Below are 18,770 nucleotides of genomic sequence, written 5' to 3' on the forward strand. Positions count from 1 at the left end.
GAAACTAAATGCCATTAATATCAACAAAGGGAGTATATGGTCTTATGGCCATGCATGAGTTAAGTAAACACAAAAAGGATACTCCCATGCAAATTAAAGAGATTTCAAAAAATGCACAAATTCCTCAAAATTACCTAGAACAACTTCTAGGTAAATTAAGACGTGCAGGATTAGTTAAAAGCATTAGAGGAGCAAAAGGTGGGTATATTTTAGCCCAAAAGCCAGAAGAGATAAATATAGGTGAAATACTTTCAGTTTTAGAAGATGAACTAAAAATGATTGATCAAAGAAGTCAAAATCCTATATTAAATCTTTTCTTTGATGATGCGAAAGCAAATATGAAAAGATATTTTGATGTTAGTCTTTCAAAGTTAGATGAATATCAAGAAAAATATAATCAATTCTTACACTATAATATATAAATTACAAGGAGTTTATAATGAAATACGCAAAAAATGTTACAGAATTAATAGGAAATACACCTTTAGTACAACTTCAAGGTGCAAGTAAAAGAAGTGAAGCAACAGTTTTAGGTAAATGTGAATTTATGAATCCAACTCATTCAGTTAAAGATAGAATTGGAACAAATATGATTAAATCAGCACTTGAAAAAGGTTTAATTGATGAAAATACAACAGTAATTGAACCAACAAGTGGAAATACAGGTATTGCATTAGCTTCAATTTGTGCAGGTCTTGGAATAAAATTAGTTCTTACAATGCCAAGTTCTATGAGTATTGAAAGAAGAAAGTTGCTAAAAGCATTAGGTGCACAACTTGTATTAACTGAACCAGAAAAAGGAATGAAAGGTGCTGTTGATAAAGCAAATGAATTAAGTCAAGAAATAGAAAATTCATTTGTACCACAACAGTTTGCAAATGAAGCAAATCCAGAAATTCATAGACAAACAACAGCTAAAGAGATTTTAGAAGCAACAGATGGGAAAATTGATATTTTAGTAGCTGCAATTGGAACAGGTGGAACTATTACAGGAACAGGTGAAGTTTTAAAACAACACAATCCAAATATTCAAGTTATTGCAGTTGAACCTGAAGCATCACCTGTATTAAGTGGAGGTAAACCAGGCCCTCATAAAATTCAAGGTATTGGTGCAGGTTTTGTTCCAGAGATATTAAATACAAAAGTTTATGATGAAGTAATTCAAATTTCAAATGAAGACTCAATTGAAGCTTCAAGAGCATTAGCAAAAGAAGAAGGTTTATTAATTGGAGTATCTGCTGGTGCAAATGTAAAAGTAGCTGAATTAGTTGCTTCAAGACCTGAAAATAAAGGTAAAACAATTGTTACAATTCTTTGCGATACAGGAGAAAGATACCTAAGCTCAGGACTATATGAATATGACGATGAGTAAAAATACTCATCCTCATATGGAGAACTTAAAACATATGAGGAAATAAAATGCATGAAAAGCCCTATAGATCAATTGTAAAATCAGTTTCTTGGAGAACACTTGGAACATTAGATACTATGATTATATCTTACTTTATTACAGGTAATTTAGTAATGGCTGCATCAATTGGCTCTATTGAAGTGGTTACAAAAATGATACTTTACTATTTTCATGAAAGAGCATGGAATAAAATTCCATTAGGTAGAATAAAACCTACGCAAAATGATTATCAAATTTAGGTATGTTTATGAATATTATAGATGAATTAAATGAACAATTAAAAAACTCTTCTACACAAGAAGTAATAGAATTTTTTTTAAATCAATATAGAAGTAAAGTTGCCCTAGCCTCAAGTTTAGGAGCTGAAGATCAAGTTTTAACAGACATAATTTTTAAAATTGATAAATCTTCAAAAGTATTTACATTAGATACAGGAAGATTAAATCCTGAGACATATGATGTAATGGATGCAACAAATTTAAAATATGGTGTAAAACTTGATGTTTATTTTCCTAATCTTGATAAGGTAGAACAGTTATACCAAACTCAAGGTATTAACGGCCATTTTGAAAGTATAGATAATAGAAAAAAATGTTGTAATATTAGAAAAATTGAACCATTAAAAAGAGCATTAAAAAATCTTGATGTTTGGTTTACAGGACTTAGAAGTTCACAAAGTATTACAAGAGAAGATATGAAATTAGTAGAATGGGATGAAGCTTTTAAACTAATAAAAGTAAATCCTTTAATAAAGTGGAGTGAAAAAGATGTATGGGATTATATAAAAGCAAATAGCGTTCCATATAATAAGCTTCATGATAAAGGTTATCCAAGTATTGGCTGTGCACCCTGTACTAGAGCCGTTAAGGACGGTGAAGATATAAGAGCTGGTAGATGGTGGTGGGAAAACCCTGAACACAAAGAGTGTGGTTTACACAAAAAATAGTGGTGGTATATTCAAACCTTTAATTTGAAATATATTAAATAGTTTTTAATTTGATGGAGAGATTATGTTAGATACAAAAAGATTAACTCACTTAAAACAACTTGAAGCTGAGTCAATTCATATTATAAGAGAGGTTGTAGCAGAGTTTAATAACCCAGCAATGCTTTACTCAATTGGTAAAGATTCTGCTGTTATGCTTCACCTTGCTGTAAAGGCATTTGCACCTGCAAAACTGCCATTTCCTTTACTTCATGTTGATACAACATGGAAGTTTAAAGAGATGATTGAATTTAGAGATAAAAGAGCTAAAGAGTTAGGAGTTGAGTTATTAGTACATGTAAACCAAGAGGGAGTTGAGCAAAAAATTGGACCATTTTCCCATGGAAGTGCAGTTCATACAGATATTATGAAAACTCAAGGTTTAAAACAAGCGCTAAATAAATATAGATTTGATGCTGTATTTGGTGGGGCTAGAAGAGATGAAGAAAAAAGTAGAGCAAAAGAGAGAATATACTCATTTAGAGATAAAAATCATAGATGGGATCCAAAAAACCAAAGACCAGAACTTTGGAATATTTATAATGGAAGAGTACATAAAAATGAATCAATAAGAGTTTTTCCTCTTTCAAATTGGACAGAACTTGATATTTGGCAATATATATATTTAGAGCAAATACCTATTGTTCCATTATATTTTGCTAAAAAAAGACCTGTTGTAGAAAAAGATGGTGTGAAAATTATGGTAGATGATGACAGAATGCCAATTGAAGATGGTGAAGAGATAAAAGAAGAGATTGTTAGATTTAGAACTTTAGGTTGTTATCCTCTAACAGGTGCAGTTGAAAGTACTGCAACAACTCTGCCTGAAATTATTCAAGAGATGTTACTTACTAAAACAAGTGAAAGACAAGGAAGAGTAATTGATAGTGACCAAGCTGGGTCAATGGAAAAGAAAAAAATAGAGGGGTATTTTTAAAATGGCACATCAATCTGATTTAATAGCATCAAATATACAAGAGTATTTAAAAGAGCATGAAAATAAAGAGTTATTAAAATTTATCACTTGTGGAAGTGTTGATGATGGAAAGTCAACTCTTATTGGAAGACTTTTACATGATTCTAAAATGATTTTTGAAGACCAATTAGCAGCAATTAAAAATGATTCAAAAAAAACAAATTCAACAAATAATGAATTTGATTTAAGTTTACTTGTTGATGGACTTCAAAGTGAAAGAGAACAAGGTATTACTATTGATGTTGCATATAGATATTTTAGTACAGATAAAAGAAAATTTATTATTGCAGATACTCCAGGGCATGAGCAATATACTAGAAATATGGCAACAGGAGCTAGTACAGCCAATTTAGCAATTATTTTAATTGATGCTAGATATGGAGTTCAAACACAAACTAAAAGACACTCATTTATTACAAAACTACTTGGAATTAAACATATTGTAGTTGCAGTTAATAAAATGGATTTAGTTGATTTTAGTGAAGATAGATTTGAACAAATTAAAGCTGATTATTTAAAATTTGCAAAAAGTTTAGGAATTGAAGATATTATATTAATACCTATTTCTGCACTTAATGGAGATAATGTAGTAAATAAAAGTGAATTTTCTCCTTGGTATCAAGGTGATACTTTAATGCACACATTAGAACATATTGAAATAGCAAAAGATAGAGATTTACAACACTTTAGATTACCTGTTCAATATGTAAATAGACCAAATCTTGATTTTAGAGGTTTTTGTGGGACTATTGCTTCTGGTATTATTCAAGTAGGAGATGCCATTACAGTTTTACCATCAGGAAAAAGTTCTCATGTTAAGCAAATAGTTACATATGAGGGTAATTTAGATTATGCTTATGCTGAACAAGCTATTACACTTACACTTGAAGATGAAATTGATATTAGTAGAGGTGATGTTATTGTTAAAAGTGCTGAACAACCTGACCATGCAAGTAGCTTAGATGTTGATATTGTCTGGATGAGTGATGAACCTTTAACAAAAGGAAAAACATATAATATTAAAAGAGCAACAACAACCACTACAGGAAGTATTGATAAATTTTATTATAAAACAGATGTTAATACTCTTGACAAAGATGAAAGCACAAATATTTTAAATCTAAATGAAATTGCCCATGCAAAGCTAGATTTAGACCAAGAGATTGCATTTGATGAATATAATCAAAATAAAACAATGGGTAGCTTTATTATAATTGATAGAATATCAAATAATACAGTTGGTGCTGGTATGATAAGGGATAAATCAAAAGAACAAGGTAAAAAAAGTTCAGAATACTCAGAGTTTGAGATTGAATTTAATGCTTTAGTTAGAAAACATTTTCCCCATTGGGATGCAAAAATAATTAAATAAATAGGTACTCTTATGGTGAAAAAAATAGATTTTGATGAAATAGAAAGAATAAAAAAACAAAAAAGTGGGTTAGATGTCCTTGCGGACATCTATTTGTATGCAGTCCTTGGTGAACCCTTACAAGAAGATGATATACAAAGACTTAAATGGTATGGATTAACTTTACAAAATAATGATATTTCAAATGCAAGTTTTACTTTAAAAATAAAAATAATAAATGCAAAATTAACACTTGAACAATTAAAAGTGATTACAACTATTTCTAAAGAGTTTACAAATAATAGTGCAAGATTTGTTGCAAGACAAAATTTAGAGTTTGATAATATTAAAATTTTTGATATTCCTGCTATTTTCAATCTTTTAAATAGTGTAGATTTAAACTCAATTTATGCAAGTGGTCATGTACCTACAAATATTATGTCTTGTCCTATAAATGGGTATAACCAAAACCAAGCAACAGATGTTAGTGAACTTGTAGAAAATTTAAATGAAGCATTTGAAGCAAATAAAAACTTTGTAAACCTGCCAAATGAATTGAAGATTTTAGTTGATGGTTGTGGTTGTGTTGATGAAGATTGTAAAGATAATGATCTATTCTTTAAAGCAATTAAGAGTTGTAATGGTAAAATTCAATTTAAAGTTGATGTTGGTGTTAATGAAAAAATTTATAATATTGGATATATTGCACCATCACAAGTTGTTTCACTAGCTAAAGCTGTGGCTAAAATCTATAGAGATTATGGATTTAGAGAAAATGAAAAACAATCAAAACTTGCAAGTTTAGTAAAAGATTGGGGAATTGATAGATTTATCAATGTCTTGCAATCTGAACTTACATTTAAAATAAAAGAGTCTTATGACTTTATAGATACAAAAAAAGATTTTGAAAACTATTATGGTGTATATAATAGTAATAAAGATGGTTTTAGTTTTGTTGGCTTTGAATTAAAAGATAAAAATATAAATGCTCAAGGTTTAGAAAAGCTATATACACTTTTAAATGAGTATAAAGCAACAACAATTAAAATTACTCCAAAAGAGAATATCATTGTTTTAGATGTACCTACTAAAAATGCGCAAGAATTTGAAAAAAAGTTAAAACAAAACTTTTAGTTTTTTATTTAATAGCTTTAGAATAAAATTTTTATAAAAAGTTGTATAATGAAAAGAAATCTATTCAGAAAAATTATTGATTCAAAAGATTTAAAAAAACATATTATTGGTCAACACAAAAATTTATATTTTGACTATACGGCTTCTGGATTGGCATTTGAACCAATAGAAGCTCGTATAAATCAAGTTCTTCAAACCTATGCTAATACTCACTCAAAAGAAGCTTCAATGGCTGATACTACTAGTAATTATTTTGAAGAAGCAAGAGAAAATCTTAAAAAAATGTTTGAACTTGATGAAAACTTCACTATTTTGCCAGGTGGCTGTGGTGCAACTGCTGCAATAAAGCATTTTCAAGAACTAATGGGAGTTTATATCCCCCCAGCAACAAAACAAAGATTTAATATAAATGTGGATAAATCAAAACTTCCTTTAGTAATAATTGGACCATATGAACATCACTCAAATGATGTTAGCTACAGAGAAGCTTTATGTGAATCTATTAGAATAAAATTAGATAAAAATGGATTAGTTGATTTATTACATTTAGAAGAAGTACTTAAAGAAAATGAAAATAGAGAAATCATTGGTAGCTTTTGTATTGCTTCAAATGTTACAGGAATAATTAGTGATTATAAAGCGATTTCTAAACTTTTAAGAAAATATAATGCTATTGTTTGTTTTGATGCAGCAGCTAGTTCACCTTATATGAATGTTGAATGTAAATATTATGATGCTTTATTTGTATCTCCACACAAATTATTAGGTGGTCCTGGAAGCTGTGGCCTTTTAGTAATAAGGAAAAGCCTAATAAACAATGAAATAAGCCCTACTTTTGCAGGTGGTGGTACTGTTTTATATGTAAATAAAGATACTCAAAAATATGATGAAAAAGTAGAAAATAGAGAAAATGCAGGAACTCCTGGAATTTTACAATTTATTAGAGCCTCACTTGCTTACCAGCTTAGAAATGAAGTAGGTTTTGAATATATTAAAAATAAAAAAAATAGACTTACAGACTATTTTATAAATAAATTAAAAAAGATTGAAAACATTGTAATTTATGGAAATTTAGAAGCTGAAAATATAGGTATTGTCTCTTTTAATATAAAAGATTTAAGTCCTTATGATTTATGTGCAAAACTATCAAATATTTTTGGTGTTCAAACAAGAGCTGGTTGCTCATGTGCTGGTCCATATGGACATGATTTATTAGGTATTGAGAAACTTGATTTAGAAAATAAACCAGGTTGGGTTAGAGTATCAGTTCATTATACTATGGAAGAAGAGGATATAGATAACTTACTTCAAGCTATCAAAGATAGTATCAAATGATACTATCTTTATTCACAGTGTAATTCTTTAATTTTATCTAGAACTTCAAAAACTCTAGTTATATCATTTTCAACTTCTTGTGCTTGATTTAAAATCTCACTATTATCTCTTCCTTGTCCATAATAATCAACTGTTACTTGAACTTTTTCATGAATACCTTTATGTAACTTTAATAATTCTTGCCATTCACTTGATTTAGCATAAGGTTCATTTTCATGTTCATCTATCCATTTTCCAAGTTTACAGTTATGATGATTCGTTACTTTAAAATCTGCCCCAAGTTTACATTTACAAAAATTATGATTTTTAAATACTATATGGTCTGATTTTAATCTATTTAGTGTGAAAATCATTGCTGGGTCACAAATTCTTTTCTTTGAATCCTCATTATATGTTGTACTGCTAATTACATTATTTAAGTTTTGCACCAAGTTTTGTGTATTTTGAGCCATTGAACTAATATTTGTTGCAAGTGAAGCATTCTCTTGTGTTGCTTTATCCAATGAGTTTACAGTATCATTAATCTGTGTAATAGCTGTTTGTTGTTCTTTTGAAGCATTTGCAACTTCTGCTATTAAATCAATTGTAGTTTTAATAGTTTCATCTAATTGGTTATAACCATTTAGCATTTTATCAGTAACTTCTTTACTTTGTTGTGCTTTTGTTGTAGCACTTTCTACTAACTCTTTAATCTCTTTTGCAGCTTCTGCACTTCTATTTGCTAAGTTTCTTACTTCTTGTGCAACAACAGCAAAACCTTTACCAGCTTCGCCAGCAGTTGCAGCTTCCACTGCTGCATTTAATGAAAGAATATTTGTTTGAAATGCTATTTGATCAATCACTGAAATTGCTTCATGAATTGAGATAACCTCATTACTTAACTCTTCCATAGTATCAACTGTTAAGTGAGCAAGCTTTTTACCATCATCATTTGACTTTGTAACTTCATTTGCATGTTGACTCATTTTTTGAGCATTTTCACCACTTTTATAAATAGTAGATGTTATCTCTTCAACTGCAGCTGCTGTTTCTTCAAGTCCTGCTGCTTGAACATTTGATGATTCACTTAATCTTCGAGAAGCTTCTGATAGTTCATTTGAACTACTTGTTAATTTATAATTTGAATCATCAATTAGTGCCATTACTTCTGAAATAGTTGATTGAGTTACTTTTAAACCATCTAAAAGTGAAGCAATTAAACCTGTAACTCCATTTATTGATGGAACTTCTGTATCATATTTTGCATGTGAAAGCTCAACTAATGTATCAGAAATGATATTTAAATTACTTCCAGTTTTTTCAATCATATCATTTATAACATGAATTAATAAGGCAACTTCTTTAGAACTTGCTTCTTTATTAATTTTATCATTAAATAAACCAGCATTAACTTTTTCTATTACTACACTTGCTTCATGGATAACTTCTCTATCTTTTGAAATGCCCTCTTGTATAGAATTAAGGTACAAATTAAAACTATTTACAACATCACCTATTTCATCTTTATTTTTTACATCAATATGATTTGCATTTGAATTATTGCTTCTTATATTATCAATTGCCATTTTTAAATTTTTAATAGGAGATATAATATTTGCTTTCATATTAAATAATGAGATTATAAAAGTAATAATTAACGATACAATTAATATAATTAATGCAACAAATATAAGACTTGTTGCTTTATTTATAGCTAGATGAACAATACTATTAGGTTTAGCAGAGATTGCAATACCTACTTTATTATTTTCAAAATCTTTTATATCTATATAAGTATATGTATATTTTTCACTACTTTGTAATTTTTCTGATAAAAGATTAGTTAAATCAATACTTTTTAAATCTTCTAAAAAATTATTATTTATAAATTTTTGTGAAATTAGATACTTGTTCCATAAAACATCTTTATTATTTATATTTGTAACAGCTAAAGATTTATCCATAAGTAAAATAAATCCCTCTTTGTTACTATCAAAAGCTTTTGCAACTGAATTTATTCCTTGCATAAACTCTAAAGAACCAATATGTTCACCCTCTTGTGAGAATATAGGAACAACTGATCTTATACTTAGCCCAGCTTTCCCAACCTCAAAAGTATTAATAGCTTTTTTTGTATTATTAACTTTTACTACACTTTTTCTAAAAGAGCTTAAATCATCACCGAATTTATTTGCTTTCCAACTTCTTAAAAATGAATGATTATCTTTAGTATGAATATGCACTTTAATATTTTTAAAAGGAGTATTACTTTTCATACTTTGTGATAGCTTTGCTAAAGCTTTTATTGCTAAATCTCTATCATTTGTAACTAATGCTTTTTTTATCATACTATCATTTGCAATTGAAATTGCATTTGATATTCCAACATCAAATTTTGCTTTAATTCTATCTTTTGAGCTTTTTGACAACTCACTTTTTATACTATTATAAACATCATTTGTTAGCTGGTTTTTATAGTAGTTTAAAGTAAAGTATCCAATAACTATTGATAAAACTGTTACACTTAATGAGACCAGTGTAAATTTCTTTGAAATAGAAAAATTTTTCATATTACTTCCCTTAAATTATAATTATTTCTGAAATATTATAGCTTCTATTCTCTTATAATAGTTTAATTAAATAAATTTTATGTAAACGTTATTTTTTTTCTATATAATATTTTTTATGAGATTTATGATATTTGCAACAATTTTTACAATAGTGTTTATTTTAATGAGTTTATATATTTCAAAAAGATTCATTAAAAAATTACATTTTAAAAAAAGATATAAAAACTATTTAAATTATTTCTTAATTATTAATATCTTTGGAATAATAGGATATATGATATTTAGAAGATATCCTATTGTCCCAAATGAAATATATTTTCTGTTAAGTATTCCTATTGGCATAGTATTCTTATTATTTTCAACAGCAATTATATATGATATTTTTTCTTATTTAATTAATACAAATATAAAAGATGAAAAAAGAAGGGATTTTTTTAAAAGAAGTTTAGATATTGGCTCTATTGCAATTGCAGGATCTATTAATGCAAAAGCTATGTATAATGCTAAACATATAGAAATAGAAAAAGTTGATGTTAAGATAAAAGATTTAAAAAAACCTTATAGTATCGTACAAATAAGTGATGTTCATATTGGTGGTTTAGTTGATAAAAAATTTGTATCATCTCTTGTTAAAACAATAAACACTTTAAATGCTGACATCATTGTAATAACAGGAGATTTAGTAGATACTAATCTAATTTATGCAAAAGAGGCACTAAATGAATTAAAGAAATTAAAATCAAAATATGGTAATTATTTTATAGTTGGGAATCATGAATATTTTCATAAAGTAAAAAATATTATAACTTATGTTAACTCTTTAGGAATAAAAGTACTTGAAAATGAAAATGTTTATATTGGAGAAAAGAATTTAGGCTTTAACCTTGTTGGAGTTTATGATATCTTTGGACATAGTTATGGTTCTTATCAACCTGATATAAAAAAAGCTTTAAATAATAAACAAAACTCTCCAACAGTTTTATTGTCCCATCAACCAAAATATGTAGAGGAATTAAAATCAACAAAAGAGATTGATTTAATTTTAAGTGGTCATACACATGGTGGACAAATAGTACCATTTAATCTTTTAGTAAAACTTCAACAACCTTATATAAGAGGTCTATATAAACATAATAATACAACTCAAATTTATGTAAATAAAGGTACAGGATTTTGGGGACCACCTATGAGACTAGGTGCTAGTTCAGAAATTACTCTTTTAAAACTTACTTCTATTGATTAACATCATTGTTTTTATTTTAAATTTTATATAAAATTTAAAAACTTAAATAAAGAGTTACAATGACAAATGAAAAATTTAAAATAGAAATAGATACTTTAAAAAAGTTTTTTGAACTTTATTGTAAAAATAAACATCAAGATATAAACTCTTTTACAAAAAATTTAGTTTATAAAGATGAAATTTTTAAAATAGATTTGCATTTATGCACCAAATGTAAAGAAGATATTGAATACTGTTTTCAAAGATTGCTAGAATGCCCACATGAAATAAAGCCAAGATGTAGAAAGTGTCCAAATCCTTGCTATGAAAAACCTCAATGGAAAAAGACTGCTAAAATAATGAAATATAGTGGTGTTAGATTAGGGTTTAATTCTATAAAATCAAAGTTAAAAAAAATGCTCAAGTAAAGAAAATCTTTACTTGAGCTACTCAAAAAATATGTGCTTTTAATTATGTATTATTTAATTTCAATAGTTTTTTTATGTTTATCTTCAGCTAATTTTGGGACTATTACTTCCAAAACCCCATCATTATAATTAGCATCAATATTCTCTTTATCTGCATTTTCTGGCAGAGTAAAGCTTCTTGTAAATTTACCAAAAGATGTCTCTACTTTATAGTAATCTTCTTCTTTAATTTCTTCTTTTGTTTTTCTCTCACCTGAAATAGTTACAACATCTTTATTTATATCTACTTTAATATTCTCTTTTTTAACTCCAGGTAAATCAACATCTATATGGTAAGCAAACTCACCTTCTCTTGTATTTACCATAGGAACAAATCCACTTACACCTTCTTTTTGTGTTGGATTATAAAATCTTTTTTCAAACTCTGCAATATCTTTAAATGGGTCAAATCTTGTAAGTAACATTATAAACTCCTTTTTTAAAAGTTATTCTTCTTGATAGTTTTTTTATCAAGTAAATGTAATTATATCAAATATTTTTAGCACTTGTCAAGAGTTAGTGCTAATATTTTATATTTTTTTAGCACTTTTTTAATACAAGTGCTAAGTAGTGATTATAAAAAAAGGGAAAGAGATATACTCTTTCCCTAGATTTAATATTATCTAATGAATTTAATCAGCAAATTTAACTTTTTTTGCATTTCTTTTTCTAATTGTTGGATCTAAATCTCTTTTTCTTATTCTAATAGATTTTGGAGTAACTTCAACAAGTTCATCATCTTCAATCCACTCTAGTGCATATTCTAATGTTAAAGCTCTTGGAGGAACAAGTTTAATAGCATCATCACTTCCACTTGCTCTTACATTTGTAAGTGCTTTTCCTTTGATTGGGTTAACATCTAAATCGTTTGATTTTGCGTGCTCTCCTACTACTATTCCAATATATACTTTATCTTGAGGTTTAATAAACATAACCCCTCTATCTTGTAAGTTAAAAATAGAATAACCTAAAGCTTCTCCATTTTCCATTGAAACTAATGCACCATGTTTTCTAGATTCAACCATACCTGAATGTGGTCTAAAATCTAAAAATGAATGGTTCATAACACCCTCACCTTTAGTATCAGTTAAAAATTCAGTTCTAATTCCAATAAGTCCACGCGCTGGGATTTCAAACTCTAATCTTGTAGAACCTGTACCCATTGGTACCATATTTGTCATATTAGCTTTTCTTTTTCCTAATTTTTCAATAATAGTTCCAGTGTAATCATTTGGTGTATCAATTACTAAATGCTCAAATGGTTCTAATATTACACCATTTTCTTCTTTTGTAATAACTTCTGGTCTTCCAATAGAAAATTCAAAACCTTCTCTTCTCATATTTTCAGCCAAAATTGTAATTTGAAGCTCACCTCTACCATTAACTTTAAATTTACCCTCACCTGTTTGCTCATAATTCATAGCAATATTTGTATTCATTTCAGAATCAAGTCTTTCTTGGATTTTATTTGAAGTTACATATTTACCCTCAGTACCTGCTAATGGTGAGTCATTTACTGCAAATGTAACTGAAAGAGTTGGCTCTTCAATATGCATAGGATCTAATGGCATTGGATTATTTGGATCACACAATGAATCACCTACATCAATAGTTTCAAATCCTGCAACAGCAACAATATCACCTGCACCTGCTGTTTTTACTTCAACTCTATCTAGACCTTTAAAACCGATAAGTTTAGTAACTCTACCCTTAACTTTTTCTCCATCAGCTTTGCATAAAAGAACAGTTTCACCTTGAGTAATAGTACCATTAAAAATTCTTGCAATACCAATTTTTCCAATAAAGTTATCATAATCAAGTGTAAATACTTGAAGTTGAAGACCGTTTTCTTCACTTCCTTTTGGTTTTGGAACTTCATTTAAAATAGTTTCAAATAAAGGAGTTAAAGATTTTTTCTCATCTTCTAATTCATGCATTGCATAACCATCTCTTGCTGCTGCATAAATTACTGGAAATTCAAGTTGTTCATCAGTTGCATCCATTTGTGCAAATAGGTCAAATACTTCATCAACAACTCTATCAGGTTCACCAGCTGGTTTATCAATTTTATTTACAACAACAATTGGTCTATGTCCTAATTCAAGAGTTTTTTTAACAACAAATTTTGTTTGAGGCATAACTCCCTCTTGTGCATCTACTAGAAGTAATACAGAGTCAACCATTTTTAAAACCCTCTCTACTTCTCCACCAAAATCAGCATGTCCTGGAGTATCAATAATATTAATTCTTACACCCTCATAATCAATAGCAGTGTTCTTAGAAAGAATAGTAATTCCTCTTTCTTTTTCAATATCATTGTTATCCATAACTCTTTCATCTACTTCTTGGTGTGCAGAAAAAGTCCCAGATTGTTTTAATAGTTCATCTACAAGTGTAGTTTTACCATGGTCAACGTGTGCAATAACTGCAATGTTTCTAATATCTCTCATTTATTCTCTTTAAAGTTAATTTTCCGCGATTATACTAAAAACCAACTTAAATTAAGCTCTTTTTCATAAATTACCTTTAGATGAATAAAAATTCATATTTAATTCATAAACTATTCATTAGTACTTGATAAATTTTCATAAATAATAAAAAAAGGAAAAAAATGCCATACGCTTTTAAAGCAATAAAAGCAAATAGCTTAAAAACATCACTTATAATCTTAAGTTTAGTTTTTTCTATTAGTTCAATTTTCTTAATCACTTCAATATCAAATGGGATAGTTTCTATGTACTCTTCAATGTTAAAAAGCGATGGGGATATCATAATTACTCAAAAAAAGATTTCAGATACATTTTTTTCAAATGTTAATATAAATCTAATTGAGAAAATTAAGACATTAAATGAAGTTACAAAAACATCTGCAATAATTGTTGCAGCTTCCATAGTAGAAGACTTACCAATTGTTGCTGTTTATGGAGTTAGTAAAAATAGATTTGAAAACTACAAATTAATCAAAGGTTCATATCCAAAACAAAATGAAGTGCTTTTAGGAAAATCAATATATGAGAATCTAAAAAACAAAAATGAAGTTTTAATTTCAAATAACAAATACAAAATCTCTGGAGTATTTCAAAGTGATATAGGTTTTGAAAATGGTGGTGTCGTATTAAATATCAGTGATGCAAGTATCATTTTTAACAAAAGTACTTCAATGATTATGGTAAATAGCAAAATAGACACAGATATAGAAAAGCTAGTATCCAAAATAAATCTTTTAGATAAAAATATTGAAGCAAAGTCTACAAATAGCTTTGTAGAGAACTACAACCAATTTAAAATAATAAAAACCTCATCAAATGTGATTTCATTTATCTCTTTTTGTATGGGACTTTTAACTATTGCTTCAATTTTAAGTATAACTATAAACCAAAGAAAAAGTGAATTTGGAATTAAAAGAGCCCTTGGTATTTCTATGAATAAGATAGTTTTACAAATTATTAATGAATCTCTAATTTTAGGAATTTTTAGCTTTATCATTGCCTTTGGTATCTCAAGTTTGGTTTTATATTTTATTAAAAACAGTTCTTTTTTACATGGTTATGTAAATGGTGAAATTAGTTTTGAAATAGCTATTTTTATTCTTTTTACAACTTTAGCTATCTCTATTTTAGGCTCAATTATTCCTGCACTAAATGCTTCAAAAACTGATCCAATGGTTTTAATACAAGGAGATAGAATATGATTACTTTAAAAAACATCTGTAAAAACTATGATAAAGAACTAGTTTTAAAAAATATAAACCTAAATATAAAAAAAGGTTCTTTTACAGCACTTATAGGAGAAAGTGGTAGTGGGAAGACAACTCTTTTATCTATCTTATCAACTTTATTAAAACCAAACTCTGGTGAAATTATCTTTGAAAATGTAAACTATAATAAAATTAAAAATATAGATAAATTTAGACAAAAAAATATTGGGTTTGTTTTTCAGTTTCACTATTTAATAAACTATTTAAGTGTAAAAGAGAATATACTTCTTGCAAACGAAAAAGCAAGTCTTGCAGAAATAAATAACTTACTTTCACTTTTAGATATCTCAAAACTCATTAATTCTTACCCAAATGAAATATCAGGAGGCCAAAGACAAAGAGTTGCAATAGCAAGAGCTTTAATAAATAACCCTCGTGTTGTTTTTGCAGATGAACCAACAGGAAATTTAGACTCTAAAAACTCATTAAATGTATTTAATATCTTTAAAAAACTATCAAAAGAAGGGGTAACTATTATAGTGGCTACTCATGATAAAAGCTTAGCAAAACTTGCTGATAATATAGTGGAGGTAAAAGATGGACAACTTTAATATTTTTATTGAAAAACAGTTTAGAATATCTTTAGTTTTTTTCTTTTTAGGTCTATTTTTTGGTATTTTATACTCTGTAAATTTACTTGGTGTTTTTATTGATTCAGCAACATTAAACCCAGTAAATATAAGAAGCTTACATATTTCTCTTATGCTTTATGGTTTTATTCCACTTATGCTTTCATATTTGCCTTTTTTACTTATAAACAAAGAAGTGGGCTTTTGCAAAGATGGGCTTTTTTACTTAAATTTATATACTATCTTTTGGTATATCTTTTTAATATTTATGATTTCTTCACTTCTTTTTGGAAATACAAGAGGTTTAGCTTTTTATGATTTCCCCTATGAGCTAAACTTTATTCTAAGTCTTGCTGGAGTTTTTTATATCATTGCTCTGTACAAATTTATTAAGCAATATGATGTTAAACCTTTATGGGTTAAAGTCTCTTTATATATTGTAGTTGCAGCTCCCCTTACACTTTTAGTTCTTATGAATCCTACAATTGGGCAAGTAGAAAAAACAGTTACTGGGCCCCATGGAGACAATACACTAGGGATGAGCTTTGCTTTAATTCCAATTTACTTTTTAATCATCAAACTTCTAAGCCAAAATGAGTTTAAAGCTAGATGGAATATTTTTTGGATTACTCCTTTATTTTTTTATATTATCTCAGTTCTTTATAGAAGTTTTATAGGAGAGCTAACTTATAACCAAGAGTGGTTTTTCCAATATCTTACACTACTTTATATACCTTTATTATATAGATGGTATAAAGATGCAAAGATAGAAAAATTTGCAAAACTTGCACTTCTTATTTCTATCGCTTCATTTCTTTTTGTGGATATTGAAGGAAATATTTTGTTTATTCCACAAATTAGATGGTTATTTCATAGAAATGATTTAATAGTAGCTCATGCTCATGTTGCTATGGGAATTTCTGTTTTTTTTATGGTTATCTCAATGTTTGTTTCGCATATAAAAGAGCTTCAAACACTGAAATTTTATAGCTTTTATCTTTTTGGTATTATAGGAATATTTACTGTTTTATCTCTTAGTGGATTTGTTCAAGCAGGAGTTTTAAATGCTTCTATTTATAACTTTTGGATTGCAAGAACTATCTTTGGAATATTTGCTTTTCTTTCAGTTTTAGCCTTTGTAAATATGAAGTTCAAACTTACAAACTTACAAAAGTATAACCTTTTTGGCTTTTTAAATGATGGTTTAGGGGGAGTGTTTTTAATCCTTCTTGCTAGTTTTATCTACCCAAGTCTAAATTTTAGTTTTGAAGGGAAATATGAATATATCGTTTTTGCTTTTGTAAGTATAACTGGACTTATTCACTTCTTAGCTTTAAAGTATAAAGAGTATGAATCAATACTTACAAAAATAACTGTTTTCATTAGAGTTTTTATTAGCTCACTATTTTTCTCACTTTATACAGCAGGAACTTTAGAAATTGTTGCACTATTTATATCAGCTTTTGATATTTCAATGGTGATTTTTTATCTACTTTATTTTTATAAAAAGGAGCAATTATGCAAAAATTAGCCCTAGTCTTTTTCATAGCTTTTGAGTTATGTTACTATTTACTTATAGCACAAACTGGTATTGTTGAACACTTTTCTTCAAATATATTTGTTATAGCTCCACTTCCTATTGGAGGTGTTATTGGTTCTATTTTATCTTATTATATTAAAACATCAAATAAAAATAAGATATTTTTATTTTTACTTACTCAGTTAGCGGTTAGTTTTTTCTACCCAAACTTAAATGCCCTACTTTTGTTTATACTTGGAATTAGCGTAGGAGCTTTAGCACCATTACTTATAAATGAACTAAAAAAAGCTTCAAGTTTACAATTAGGATTAGCCCTTAGTATCTCATATGCTGTAGGAACATTTATGTTTACTTATGATGCTTCAAAAAGAGGCTCTATTGCAATTATTTTTACAATAATTACTATTATAGCTTCACTATTTTTAAATCAAAAAGAGCATAAAGATTTAACAAATAATAACTATTCATACTCACTATTTGTAATGGTTTTATGGGTTTTTCTTGATTCTACTTTATTTGAAACACTTTCAAGGGATTTAACTGTTTCTATTTGGAGAGATGGTTTTACATTTGAAATAATCATTTTTCACTTAATTGGAGTTGCAAGTGCTTTTTTTATAAAAATAGAAAAAAATCAAAAAGAACTTTTAATACTAATACTTTTTGCCCTTTCTTATCTTTTTTATTTTTTACAAGAGGCCTTAATCTTATCAATTATTTATCCTTTCGTAATCTCTTTTTACAATGTAGTAATACTTCAAACAATTGTTAAAAAGCATTTTAAAACATTAACAATTTATATGGTATTTATAGGTTGGCTTGCATCAGGTGCAGGATTATTTGTATCTTTAGAAAATCTAACATTTTATGTCCCAGTAATTTTTTTACTATGTTTAATAAAAATCTTAATAACACAACAATCACAAAAAAAGGAGTTACCATGGTTAAATTAGTTTTTACTTTGATACTTACAAGCCTTATAATTTTTGCAAATGCACAAGATTTAAAGTTTATAAATGGAGAAATCAAAGCACACACGGAAATTTTTGGAGATAGTAATATTAATCCATCTACAAAAAATATCACCTCACACTTATCAATAGATAAAAATATTGATTCTTTAAAGGGGATTATTCTTTTAAATACTTTGTCTTTGCATAGCAATAATCAAGAAAGAGATTTTAGTATGTATGAGGTTTTAAATTCTTCAAAATTTCCTAGAATATTTTTTAAGATAATATCTATAAAAAAACTTAAAAAAAGTTATGAATTAAAAGGTTTTTTAACTTTAAATGGCATAGAAAAACAACTTACTACAAGTGCACAAATAAAACAAGAAAATGAAAAACTTGTTTTAGATGGGAATTTTTTCATAAAATTAACATCATTTAATATACAACCACCTAGTCTGTTGTTTTTAAAAGTCAGAGATAAAATAGATATTTCTTACCATCTAAATTATATAAAAGGTTGA

18 protein-coding genes are annotated in these 18,770 nt (G+C 27.6%); 15 read left to right on the forward strand and 3 right to left on the reverse strand.

Annotated features, from left to right (window positions below; all coding sequences use genetic code 11):
* The first annotated feature begins 8 nt into the window (after nt 1-8).
* The 8 genes from AMRN_RS13920 to AMRN_RS13955 all read left to right on the forward strand — a co-directional run bounded on the left by AMRN_RS13920 (nt 9) and on the right by AMRN_RS13955 (nt 7,192).
* On the forward strand, nt 9-422 hold the full coding sequence (locus tag AMRN_RS13920; protein WP_099309924.1) for an RrF2 family transcriptional regulator: 414 nt from the start codon (nt 9-11) through the stop codon (nt 420-422).
* Nucleotides 423-439: 17 nt separating this feature from the next.
* On the forward strand, nt 440-1,372 hold the full coding sequence (gene cysK / locus AMRN_RS13925) for a cysteine synthase A (protein WP_099309923.1): 933 nt from the start codon (nt 440-442) through the stop codon (nt 1,370-1,372).
* Nucleotides 1,373-1,419: 47 nt separating this feature from the next.
* On the forward strand, nt 1,420-1,650 hold the full coding sequence (locus tag AMRN_RS13930; RefSeq protein ID WP_099309922.1) for a DUF2061 domain-containing protein: 231 nt from the start codon (nt 1,420-1,422) through the stop codon (nt 1,648-1,650).
* Between the two features lie 8 nt (nt 1,651-1,658).
* Complete coding sequence (locus AMRN_RS13935) at nt 1,659-2,357, forward strand: phosphoadenylyl-sulfate reductase (RefSeq protein WP_099309921.1); 699 nt, start codon at nt 1,659-1,661, stop codon at nt 2,355-2,357.
* Between the two features lie 64 nt (nt 2,358-2,421).
* The gene (cysD, locus tag AMRN_RS13940; protein WP_099309920.1) at nt 2,422-3,333 is read left to right on the forward strand and encodes a sulfate adenylyltransferase subunit CysD; all 912 of its coding nucleotides are present in this window, start codon (nt 2,422-2,424) and stop codon (nt 3,331-3,333) included.
* A gap of 1 nt (nt 3,334) precedes the next feature.
* On the forward strand, nt 3,335-4,744 hold the full coding sequence (gene cysN, locus AMRN_RS13945) for a sulfate adenylyltransferase subunit CysN (RefSeq protein ID WP_099309919.1): 1,410 nt from the start codon (nt 3,335-3,337) through the stop codon (nt 4,742-4,744).
* A gap of 12 nt (nt 4,745-4,756) precedes the next feature.
* On the forward strand, nt 4,757-5,857 hold the full coding sequence (locus AMRN_RS13950; protein WP_099309918.1) for a sulfite reductase: 1,101 nt from the start codon (nt 4,757-4,759) through the stop codon (nt 5,855-5,857).
* Nucleotides 5,858-5,932: 75 nt separating this feature from the next.
* Nucleotides 5,933-7,192, forward strand: a complete 1,260-nt coding sequence (locus AMRN_RS13955; RefSeq protein WP_191282207.1) for an aminotransferase class V-fold PLP-dependent enzyme — start codon at nt 5,933-5,935, stop codon at nt 7,190-7,192.
* A gap of 8 nt (nt 7,193-7,200) precedes the next feature.
* Here the strand turns inward: AMRN_RS13955 and AMRN_RS13960 are convergent, their stop codons facing one another.
* The gene (locus AMRN_RS13960; protein ID WP_099309916.1) at nt 7,201-9,741 is read right to left on the reverse strand and encodes a methyl-accepting chemotaxis protein; all 2,541 of its coding nucleotides are present in this window, start codon (nt 9,739-9,741) and stop codon (nt 7,201-7,203) included.
* 115 nt (nt 9,742-9,856) lie between these two features.
* On the opposite strand from AMRN_RS13960, the gene AMRN_RS13965 reads away from it, so the two are divergent.
* The gene (locus tag AMRN_RS13965; protein WP_099309915.1) at nt 9,857-10,984 is read left to right on the forward strand and encodes a metallophosphoesterase; all 1,128 of its coding nucleotides are present in this window, start codon (nt 9,857-9,859) and stop codon (nt 10,982-10,984) included.
* Nucleotides 10,985-11,043: 59 nt separating this feature from the next.
* On the forward strand, nt 11,044-11,391 hold the full coding sequence (locus tag AMRN_RS13970) for a nitrous oxide-stimulated promoter family protein (protein WP_099309914.1): 348 nt from the start codon (nt 11,044-11,046) through the stop codon (nt 11,389-11,391).
* A gap of 50 nt (nt 11,392-11,441) precedes the next feature.
* Here AMRN_RS13970 and AMRN_RS13975 read toward each other — a convergent pair whose 3' ends face one another.
* Entirely contained in the window at nt 11,442-11,855 is a 414-nt protein-coding gene (locus tag AMRN_RS13975; RefSeq protein ID WP_099309913.1) for an Hsp20/alpha crystallin family protein, read from the reverse strand.
* Between the two features lie 207 nt (nt 11,856-12,062).
* A complete protein-coding gene (gene typA / locus AMRN_RS13980) occupies nt 12,063-13,880 on the reverse strand; it encodes a translational GTPase TypA (RefSeq protein WP_099309912.1) in 1,818 nt (605 codons plus the stop codon).
* 161 nt (nt 13,881-14,041) lie between these two features.
* Between typA and AMRN_RS13985 the strand changes: the two genes are divergently transcribed.
* The 5 genes from AMRN_RS13985 to AMRN_RS14005 are packed head-to-tail and all read left to right on the forward strand — an operon-like array spanning nt 14,042 to nt 18,770.
* Nucleotides 14,042-15,121 carry an ABC transporter permease gene (locus tag AMRN_RS13985; protein WP_099309911.1) on the forward strand — a complete coding sequence of 360 codons (1,080 nt, stop codon included), beginning with the start codon at nt 14,042-14,044 and terminating at the stop codon, nt 15,119-15,121.
* Nucleotides 15,118-15,738: an ABC transporter ATP-binding protein gene (locus AMRN_RS13990; protein ID WP_099309910.1), complete on the forward strand. Its 621-nt coding sequence runs from the start codon at nt 15,118-15,120 to the stop codon at nt 15,736-15,738. Before AMRN_RS13985 ends, AMRN_RS13990 begins: the two co-directional genes overlap by 4 nt.
* The gene (locus AMRN_RS13995) at nt 15,725-17,287 is read left to right on the forward strand and encodes a hypothetical protein (protein ID WP_099309909.1); all 1,563 of its coding nucleotides are present in this window, start codon (nt 15,725-15,727) and stop codon (nt 17,285-17,287) included. The genes AMRN_RS13990 and AMRN_RS13995 overlap by 14 nt, the downstream gene beginning before the upstream one ends.
* Nucleotides 17,275-18,249 (forward strand): hypothetical protein, encoded by a 975-nt coding sequence (locus tag AMRN_RS14000; RefSeq protein ID WP_099309908.1) that lies wholly within the window; start codon nt 17,275-17,277, stop codon nt 18,247-18,249. The genes AMRN_RS13995 and AMRN_RS14000 overlap by 13 nt, the downstream gene beginning before the upstream one ends.
* Entirely contained in the window at nt 18,237-18,770 is a 534-nt protein-coding gene (locus AMRN_RS14005; protein ID WP_165375168.1) for a YceI family protein, read from the forward strand. Before AMRN_RS14000 ends, AMRN_RS14005 begins: the two co-directional genes overlap by 13 nt.

This window comes from Malaciobacter marinus, from assembly GCF_003544855.1.
GTDB classification, from domain to species: domain Bacteria; phylum Campylobacterota; class Campylobacteria; order Campylobacterales; family Arcobacteraceae; genus Malaciobacter; species Malaciobacter marinus.